Origin of the sequence: Psychrobacter sp. FME6, from assembly GCF_014861365.1 — a bacterium.
In the GTDB taxonomy this organism is placed as follows: Bacteria; Pseudomonadota; Gammaproteobacteria; order Pseudomonadales; family Moraxellaceae; genus Psychrobacter.
Genome location: NZ_RRYW01000105.1, coordinates 1 through 8906, shown reverse-complemented (window position 1 = coordinate 8906; position 8906 = coordinate 1). Strand labels below are relative to the sequence as shown.

9 protein-coding genes and 1 pseudogene are annotated in these 8906 nt (G+C 44.0%); 8 read left to right on the top strand and 2 right to left on the bottom strand.

Translation table 11 applies throughout. The features are described from left to right. The 6 genes from EI162_RS12225 to EI162_RS12200 form a co-directional block, all read left to right on the top strand. On the top strand, nucleotides 1–353 hold a 353-nt coding region (locus EI162_RS12225; RefSeq protein WP_192524380.1), incomplete at its 5' end, for an IS30 family transposase. A gap of 67 nt (nucleotides 354–420) precedes the next feature. Further along, entirely contained in the window at nucleotides 421–2580 is a 2160-nt protein-coding gene (gene fadB, locus EI162_RS12220; protein ID WP_192524617.1) for a fatty acid oxidation complex subunit alpha FadB, read from the top strand. 257 nt (nucleotides 2581–2837) lie between these two features. Then, a complete protein-coding gene (gene fadA, locus EI162_RS12215; protein WP_192524616.1) occupies nucleotides 2838–4010 on the top strand; it encodes an acetyl-CoA C-acyltransferase FadA in 1173 nt (390 codons plus the stop codon). Nucleotides 4011–4242: 232 nt separating this feature from the next. Beyond that, nucleotides 4243–4818, top strand: a complete 576-nt coding sequence (locus tag EI162_RS12210) for an isochorismatase family protein (protein WP_192524615.1) — start codon at nucleotides 4243–4245, stop codon at nucleotides 4816–4818. A 197-nt stretch (nucleotides 4819–5015) separates the two neighbouring features. Then, entirely contained in the window at nucleotides 5016–5645 is a 630-nt protein-coding gene (locus tag EI162_RS12205) for an HD domain-containing protein (RefSeq protein WP_192524614.1), read from the top strand. Between the two features lie 102 nt (nucleotides 5646–5747). Next, entirely contained in the window at nucleotides 5748–6353 is a 606-nt protein-coding gene (locus tag EI162_RS12200) for a DUF1287 domain-containing protein (protein ID WP_192524613.1), read from the top strand. Nucleotides 6354–6424: 71 nt separating this feature from the next. On the opposite strand, the gene asd is transcribed toward EI162_RS12200, so the two are convergent. After that, on the bottom strand, nucleotides 6425–7261 hold the full coding sequence (gene asd, locus EI162_RS12195; protein ID WP_192524612.1) for an archaetidylserine decarboxylase: 837 nt from the start codon (nucleotides 7259–7261) through the stop codon (nucleotides 6425–6427). 154 nt (nucleotides 7262–7415) lie between these two features. On the opposite strand from asd, the gene dtd reads away from it, so the two are divergent. Then, nucleotides 7416–7868 (top strand): D-aminoacyl-tRNA deacylase, encoded by a 453-nt coding sequence (dtd, locus tag EI162_RS12190; RefSeq protein WP_192524611.1) that lies wholly within the window; start codon nucleotides 7416–7418, stop codon nucleotides 7866–7868. A 19-nt stretch (nucleotides 7869–7887) separates the two neighbouring features. On the opposite strand, the gene EI162_RS12185 is transcribed toward dtd, so the two are convergent. Continuing rightward, a complete protein-coding gene (locus EI162_RS12185; protein WP_192524610.1) occupies nucleotides 7888–8490 on the bottom strand; it encodes a M23 family metallopeptidase in 603 nt (200 codons plus the stop codon). 268 nt (nucleotides 8491–8758) lie between these two features. Here EI162_RS12185 and EI162_RS12180 point away from each other — a divergent pair. Next, nucleotides 8759–8906 (top strand): annotated as a pseudogene (locus tag EI162_RS12180) (IS982 family transposase); the annotation flags it as partial.

Genomic DNA, 8906 nt, shown 5'->3' with positions numbered 1-8906 from the left:
GTGTGGGTCATAAAACGGCACAGCAAGTATCAGAGGCAATGATAGGTATCCTAAAGCCAGTGAGGTTACAGGTTAAGACCATTACCTCTGACAATGGTAAAGAGTTTGCTCAGCATAAGAAGGTGAAACGAAAGCTCTTTACTTCCTTCTTCTTTGCCGATGCTTATGCGTCATGGCAGCGAGGAACCAACGAGAATACTAACGGCTTAATCAGAGAGTTCTTGCCTAAGGGTTGTGACTTTAGACAAGTCTCTGATAATGAGATACAGGACATTGAGAATAAACTAAACAACAGACCAAGAAAACGCTTAGGGTTTAAAACGCCCAATCAGGTGTTCTATAATATAATTTAGCGTTGCACTTGGTGTGTTAATCTAAGATTCTAAAACGTAGCTTTCGTTATATAGCAAGGAGTTTCAAATGGTATACCAAGGAAATCGCATTACGGTGACAATGCTAGAGGATGGCATCGCCAACATGCAATACAACGCCGAAAATGAGAGCGTGAATAAGTTTGATGCTGAGACCAATAAGCAATTTGGCGAAGCGGTTAGTGCCTTAGAAAAAGCTGATGACGTTAAGGGCTTAATTGTCACTTCAAGTAAAGGCGTGTTTATCGCTGGTGCGGACATTACAGAATTTGTAGCTTCTTTTAAGAAGCCAGAAAGTGAGATTAAAGACTGGGTCGTCGGTATCAATGACGCTTTTAACCGTTTTGAAGATCTGCCTTTCCCGAAAGTAGCGGCCATCAATGGCGCGGCGCTTGGCGGTGGTTGTGAGATGACTTTGGTTTGTGAATACCGTGTCATGAGCGACAAAGCCATCATCGGTCTACCAGAAACTCAACTGGGTATCTTCCCAGGTTTTGGCGGTACAGTGCGTAGTACCCGTGTTATCGGTATTGACAATGCCCTTGAACTTATAGCGACGGGTAAGCCAAAAAAACCGCTCGATGCATTGAAATTAGGCTTGGTCGATGCGACCGTTGCTGCTGATGATTTGCAAGATGCTGCCATTGATTTGGTCAAAAAATGTATCTCAGGTGAGCTTGATTGGCAAGCGAAGCGTGAAGAGAAGCTGAATCCAGTTAAATTAAATCAGCTTGAGCAAGCGATGGCATTTAACAGTGCAAAAGGTATGATCTTTGCCAAAGCCAATCCGAAGCAATATCCTGCGCCAGCACTTGCTATCGCTGCTATCGAAAAACACGTTAACCTGCCACGTGACAAAGCAATCGAGGTAGAAGCGGCTGGTTTCGCTAAAGCTGCGAAAACCCCACAAGCAGAAAGCTTGGTTGGTTTATTCTTAAGCGATCAGTTGGTTAAAAAGCTAGCCAAGCAACACAGCAAAAAAGCACATGAAATCAATGAAGCGGCGGTATTGGGCGCTGGTATCATGGGTGGCGGCATTGCTTATCAAGCAGCCAGCAAAGGCTTGCCAATCATTATGAAAGACATCAAGTCTGAGCAATTAGAACTTGGTATGGGCGAAGCCAGCAAGCTATTAAGCAAAATGGTCGAACGTAAAAAAATGACCCCAGCAAAAATGGGTGAGACTTTAAGCCGTATCCGTCCAACGCTTAACTATGGTGACTTTTCTGAAACAGATATCGTCATCGAAGCCGTAGTAGAAAATCCAAACGTCAAGCGTTCGGTACTAAAAGAAGTAGAAGGCTTGGTCAAAGACGATTGTATCCTAGCGTCAAACACCTCAACGATTTCTATTACTTATTTAGCAGAAGCACTTGAGCGTCCAGAAAACTTCGTCGGTATGCACTTCTTTAACCCAGTACACCGTATGCCATTAGTAGAAGTTATCCGCGGTGAAAAATCATCAGACGAAGCGATTGCGACCACGGTTGCACTAGCCTCTAAAATGGGTAAAGTGCCCGTTGTCGTTAACGACTGCCCAGGTTTCTTAGTAAACCGTGTGTTGTTCCCATACTTTGGTGCTTTTGACTTGTTATTAAAAGAAGGCGCTGATTTCGTCCATGTCGATAAAGTCATGGAGAAATTCGGCTGGCCAATGGGTCCTGCTTATCTCATCGACGTCGTTGGTCTAGATACGGGCGTTCATGGTGCAGAAGTCATGGCTGAAGGTTTCCCTGACCGTATGAAGCCTGACTATAAAGGTGCGATTGAGCATTTATATGAGAACGAGCGCCTAGGTCAGAAAAACGGCGTTGGGTTCTATAAGTACGAAACAGACAAGCGCGGTAAGCCTAAGAAAGTTGCTGATGAAGCCACTTATGAGCTATTGAAAGCCACTACAGATAGCGACAAGCAAGAATTTGATGATCAAGCAATCATCGATCGTACCATGCTGGCTTTCTGTAATGAAACGGTACGTTGCCTAGAAGACAACATCGTCAGCACGCCATCTGAGGCGGATATGGCGATGATTATGGGCGTTGGTTTCCCACCATTCCGCGGTGGTCCTTGCCGTTATATCGACCAAATGGGTCTAGATAACTACTTGGCATTATGTGAAAAATACGCGCACCTTGGCAAAGCCTATGAAGCCCCGCAGAAGATTCGCGATATGGCAGCAGCAGGCGAGACCTTTTACGCAACAGCGTAATGGGCAGTCATTACTAGGATGAAGTGCAGTACGTTTGCTGTTGAGAGTGATAGCAATTAAAGTATTTATATTTAATGGCACTGTTCTTCAATAACAAATCTTTAATAGCAGACGTACGATTATAGTCAGTTTCATTTAGGGCTAATACAAGGAAATCGAGCGTAGATGTACGTATTGTACTTTAAGCAAGATTGACGAGGTAATAGCATTGAAATGCACTGACTACACTGACAATAAAAATTGAAAAGGAAGATAGTATGACAACTTTAAGTCCAAAAGACGTGGTCATCGTGGATGGCGTACGCTCAGCGATGGGAAAATCTAAAAACGGTATGTTCCGTCATGTTCGCGCTGATAGCATGTCTGCTGAATTGGTACGTGCATTGGTTGAGCGCAACGACTTTGACCCACGTGACGTAGAAGACATCATCTGGGGCTGTGTCAACCAAACCTTAGAGCAAGGCTTGAACATCGGTCGAAACATCGGTTTACTTGCTGATATCCCTAAGACCGCTGGTGGTCAAACCGTTAACCGTTTATGCGGCTCATCTATGCAGGCGCTACATACTGCCGCTGCCCAAATCATGACCAATCAAGGTGAAGTGTTCATCATCGGTGGTGTTGAGCACATGGGTCACGTTGGCATGATGCATGGTGTTGATCTTAACCCAGAAGCATCAAAGCATTATGCAAAAGCCTCAAACATGATGGGCTTGACTGCTGAAATGCTGGGTCGTATGAATAACATCAGCCGCGAAGAGCAAGACGCCTTTGGTCTTGAGTCACATCGCCGTGCATGGGCTGCCACCACTGAAGGTCGTTTTGACAATGAAATCATCGGTATCGAAGGTCATGATGCCGCAGGTCGCTTGCAACTATGTACTGTCGATGAAGTGATTCGTCCAGATGCGACGATGGAGCAAATGCAAAAGCTACGCCCAGCCTTTGATCCAGTAGGCGGTACGGTAACGGCTGCAACCTCATCTGCACTGTCTGATGGTGCATCAGCGATGCTGGTTATGAGCGCGCAAAAAGCCAAGGACTTAGGTCTTAAGCCTCGTGCTCGTATTCGCAGCATGGCTGTTGCTGGTTGTGACGCCGCTATCATGGGTTATGGTCCTGTTCCTGCGACGCAAAAAGCACTTAAGCGTGCTGGCATGAGCATCGATGATATGCAAACCATCGAGCTAAACGAAGCCTTTGCCGCGCAAAGCTTATCAGTACTTAAAGCCATGAACTTGACCGATAAGCAAGACATCGTCAACATCAACGGTGGCGCGATTGCTTTGGGTCATCCACTAGGCTGTTCTGGTGCGCGTATCACCGTTACTTTGCTAAATGCCATGGAGCAATCAGATACTGAAATCGGTCTAGCGACCATGTGTATTGGTCTTGGCCAAGGTATTGCTACCGTGATTGAGCGTGTGTAGCGTCTTAGTAAATCTTTAGTCTTACAGTATTAATAAAAGCCCCTAGTCATGATGATTAGGGGCTTTTGCTTTGATTAATTAAAAACAGACGTTATTAATCATTATTAAAGACTATCTCCATTGACGGGCTCAGTAAACTGTGACTAAATGAGTGTAAGGCTAATAACGACAATATCTATGATAAAACTAAAGTAGCCTTTAACAATAAAGTCAGCCGTACAAGGAGTGTGCCATGTCTACTATGATTACTGATCGTACCTATCGAATCGCCCGAGAAAATACCCAAGCAATGGTTATCGATATCCAAGAGCGCCTAACGCCGCATATCTATGACCATGAGAATATTTTAAAAAAAACAGTGACGCTTATCAAAGGTCTGCAAGCACTTGGTGTGCCTATCATGCTCAATGAGCAATATAAAAAAGGTCTGGGCGATACCTTGCCTGAGATACGTGAAATATTAGAAGATGAGAACGCCAAAGGCTTCGAGAAAGTCACGTTTAGTGCTTGTGATAATGACGATTCATGGAACCATCTTGCTCAGCAAAATAGAAGCATTGTTTTATTGTTTGGTGTGGAGGCGCATGTTTGCGTACTACAAACGGCGCTTGATTTGCTTGATAATGGTATGCAGCCCGTCATTATTGGCGATGCCGTCGGTTCGCGCTTTCCTTATGATAAAAAACAAGCCATTCGCCGTATTCGCCGCGCAGGCGGAGTTATTACCACGGTTGAAACTATCCTGTTTGAGCTATGTCGTAGCAGCAAAGATCCTGCTTTTAAAACCATTAGTAATTTAATTAAGTAGTCGTTTTTCAATAAGCTTAAAAGAGATAGTGCTTAATAAAATAGGCGCTATTTTTTTAGCTGTGATAATAATTAAAAAAAGCGTCTGTGTTAAATTCTGCCATCGGCTGCTCGTACACTGATAAAATATATCATGATCACTTGCGCGTAAAGATAAGATAAAGCGCTATAAACTTGCAGACCAAATCAGAGAACAATATGTCTTTAACCAGTCACGCGTCATTAATCAACCCAAATCCTACATCAACTATTGATATAGATGATGTGACCCATTTTTTATTAGAGCTCGACGCCCTCAAACGAGTCAATCGCCGCAGTTATGTGACGGGCACTACTCGGTTGGAGAACTCCGCTGAGCATTCGTGGCATTTGGCAATGGCCTGCTGGTCAATCGCTGAACAGTTTGAGCTGGATGTTAATTATGAGCAACTATTGAAGATGGCACTGATACATGACTTAGGTGAAGTTGATGCGGGGGATACGTTTTTGTTTGCCAATAGTCGAGATGACGCTCATGCTGAAGAACGCGAGGGCATCGCTCGACTGCAAGCCGAGCGCGGCAATGGTATCAATAACTTAAGTGAGGTTTGGGAAGCGCAAGAAACGGGCAGCAGTAAAGAGGCTGAACTGCTGAGAGTAGTTGATCGAATTTTACCATTTTTGTTAAATCTAAATACGGGCGGGAAAACATGGTCTGAACATGATGTGACACGCTCGCAAGTGATCCGTGTGCTGGAGTTTATTAAAGACAGCTTTCCTACCATCCATGTTTGGCTATCAAAACAGATTGACTATGCAACCCAGCAAGGCTGGTTGATTGATGCCTAAATAAATAAAAATCACTTTATAGCTTTTAGCTGTTTACAAATCACCCATTATTTTCATGTGCTAAAGCATCTATAGTGAGGTCAAAAAATTTGGGATCAAAATATGAGAATATCTGTCGCTTATAAAACACTATGTCAATCGCTCGCCTTTATCAGTGTATTAGGCGTGGCACAATTAGCACAAGCTGCTGATCCTGTCAGTGATGGTAGCAAATTGGTGCACGATGCCAAAAAGCAAATTGGCGTGACCACCAGCTATGATCCTACTTATCGTAAGCTGGACTTCCCCCGTGGCGATGTACCAATAGATACTGGCGTCTGTACCGATGTCGTCGTACGTGCTTATCGCCTGCAAAATATTGATTTGCAGCAACTGGTCAATCACGACATGAAATCAAATTGGTCCGATTACCCAAAAAATTGGGGCCTGAAATCAACCGATAAAAATATTGATCACCGCCGTGTGCCCAATCTTGAAGTATTTTTTACACGTCATGGGCAAACATTATCGATTACTGATAAGGACAGCTTTCAAGCAGGCGATGTGGTGACGTGGCGACTACCAGAAGGTAATTTGCCGCACATGGGTATCGTCTCCAATAAAGCCGCTGATGATGGCACACCGCTGATTATTCATAACATCGGGCGTGGTACACAGGAAGAAAACATCTTGTTTGCTTATCCTATCCACAAGCATTTTCGATATTAGTTTAAAAAGCCCAGTTAAGCATAATGATTAATACTTAACTGGGCGTATATTTTCGACTTTAAACAGCGGGCTTATTTATTATTAGTCGCACCCAATAGCTGTCCCATTTTTACCATACTATTGGCTTGCATGCTGTCTTGCCAGTCGGCTTTCGCCGCTTTTGGCAGCACGACAATAGCGGTCGAGCCTAAATAAAAACGTCCAAGTTCATCGCCTTTTTCAAAGCTCATACTATGTTCTGCTTCTTGGATATCGTCAGTACGGATAATCTTACCGGTCGCCACCGTTTCGATACCAGCAACAATCATCGCGCCAACCATCACCACTGCCGCTTTGCCATACTCTGTATCAAACAAACAGACCAAGCGCTCATTACGGGCAAACAAATCAGGCACGTTAGCCGCTGTGGTATTATTTACCGAAAATAGCGTGCCAGGCACATAGCGAGTTTTGGTCAACGTGCCTGCGAATGGCATATGGACACGGTGATAATTACTGGGCGCAAGATAAACTGTGGCAAAGCTTCCATCCGCAAAATAATGCCCATCTTCGCTATCCGCAAGTAACTGTCCGATGTCGTAATGACGCCCTTTGGCTTGGAGCAGTTTGTGGTCGTGGATTTGCCCTAGTTGCGAGATAATACCATCTGCAGGGCTGACAATACCGTTGGCGCTGTTATCAATGGTACGAGCATCGTCTTTTAGTTCGCGGGTAAAAAAGTCGTTGAAGCTTTCGTAAGCGTTGAAGCTTTGGCGCTCGTATTCATCCAAGCTGACGTTGTAAGCCTTAGCAAAACTGCGAATAAAAGTACGTTTGACGTAAGGATGACGGCTGGCAGCCAAACGCCCAGCGACTTTACTTAATTGCTGCTGCGGAACAAACTGTTGAAGGGTGGTAAATAAATTCATAACAAGGCTACCAAGATGAGAATGTGAATATAAAAAAATGAATAAAACAGCGACAAAGATGGAAAAAGTGAGAGCAAAAATAGGTTAATGATTGGCGGTATTTTATCATGGACCGCATATTATTGTATGACCATAATCTGTAAGGAGTCGGTAAATGAGAGCACTTATACAACGCGTGCATCACGCTAGTGTCACTGTTGACAAGCATTGTGTCGGCGCTATTGAGCAGGGCGTATTGGCCTATATTGGACTAGGGCCCGACGATACGCTACAAAGTGCCCAGCGCATGATCGATAAAATCCTTACCTATCGTATTTTTGAAAATCAGGAGGATCCTGCTAAGGTCGGTAAATTGGATAAAAATGTGCAGCAAGTGGCAGGCGGGTTATTATTGGTATCGCAATTTACCTTGATGGCAAAAACCGATAAAGGTCGTCGTCCTGATTTTGGCGGTGCGATGGCACCCGATGCTGCACAAGTATTGTTTGAGCAGTTAATTGCTTATGCACATACCCAGCATCCCAATGTGGCTACCGGTCAGTTCGGTGCTGATATGCAAGTAATGAGTGTTAACGATGGGCCATTAAACTTTTTATTAGAGGTTTAAGCTTTTAGAAGCCCAAAAGCTAGCTTTCAGGTTTTCGTAATAAAGGATAGGGGTTAACCGCGCTGCCATTAATATAAATTCCGTAATGGACGTGGGTTGGTGTGCCTTTAGCATTGCCGCTGTCGCCGACGTAACCAACGATATCGCCCGCATTGACCCAATCATTGGGAGCAATATCGGCATAATCTTCTAGATGTGCATAATAATGTCCTGCACCGCCTGGTCCAACGATCATCACCACGCGTCCACCTAACGTATTCTCACCAACTTTACTAACGATACCTTGGGTGGTTGCTTGTATCGGTGTGCCTCGCGGCGCAAAAATATCAATACCTTCATGCGTGCGACCTTGGCTACGCGCTCCGCCCCAAGTATCAGTCAGATGCTGCTTCGGTAGCGGACTGGGCAAGCTATCTTCTGTTGGTAGCTCTTGCTGCAATAGACTAAGCTGCTGCCACTTAGCCATCACAAACGACTGTGTTTGTTGGCTGATGCTAGGTAATAGCTTATCAAATATGAACAATAGCAGCAGTAGTACCGCAGCCCTTATTAGTACACTTATTATACGGCTTAAGAAATTTGGCTTGTTCTTTGGTTGCGGGTTATTAGCATTTGCTAGCATCGATATCTCTTCAGTTTTTTCTTAGATTAACACACCAAGTGTAACGCTAATGAATACTATAAAAGGTGAATGCTCTATTAATGGTATGCCGTTGTTATATCTGGTTTTTACCCCCATAAATATAGCGCTGCTTTTAAAATTTACGTGTTTTCTGAAATTCTATATAAAACATTAATGTTACCCCACTCTCAACATCAAAAGTGATTGAAAAAAGAAGAGCATCTCACTAATCTATTGTTTTCGACCAAGAATACAACGGAGTCATGAGATGCCCATAGACGAATTTATCATCAATATCTATTTAATGGTAGAGCAATATTACAAAATAGTCGTCACTAAACCCTTGCGAGGGGCAGGTTATGCGCCAAAGCTGAGTGATCCTGAGATTATTTGCATGGAACTGGTCGGTGAGTTTT

What these genes read in the sequence shown, in the direction of transcription:
- EI162_RS12205 (WP_192524614.1), top strand. Translation starts at nt 5,016, where the DNA reads ATGTCTTTAACCAGTCACGCGTCATTAATCAACCCAAATCCTACATCA.
- fadA (WP_192524616.1), top strand. Translation starts at nt 2,838, where the DNA reads ATGACAACTTTAAGTCCAAAAGACGTGGTCATCGTGGATGGCGTACGC.
- EI162_RS12210 (WP_192524615.1), top strand. Translation starts at nt 4,243, where the DNA reads ATGTCTACTATGATTACTGATCGTACCTATCGAATCGCCCGAGAAAAT.
- fadB (WP_192524617.1), top strand. Translation starts at nt 421, where the DNA reads ATGGTATACCAAGGAAATCGCATTACGGTGACAATGCTAGAGGATGGC.
- asd (WP_192524612.1), bottom strand. Translation starts at nt 7,261, where the DNA reads ATGAATTTATTTACCACCCTTCAACAGTTTGTTCCGCAGCAGCAATTA.
- EI162_RS12185 (WP_192524610.1), bottom strand. Translation starts at nt 8,490, where the DNA reads ATGCTAGCAAATGCTAATAACCCGCAACCAAAGAACAAGCCAAATTTC.
- dtd (WP_192524611.1), top strand. Translation starts at nt 7,416, where the DNA reads ATGAGAGCACTTATACAACGCGTGCATCACGCTAGTGTCACTGTTGAC.
- EI162_RS12200 (WP_192524613.1), top strand. Translation starts at nt 5,748, where the DNA reads ATGAGAATATCTGTCGCTTATAAAACACTATGTCAATCGCTCGCCTTT.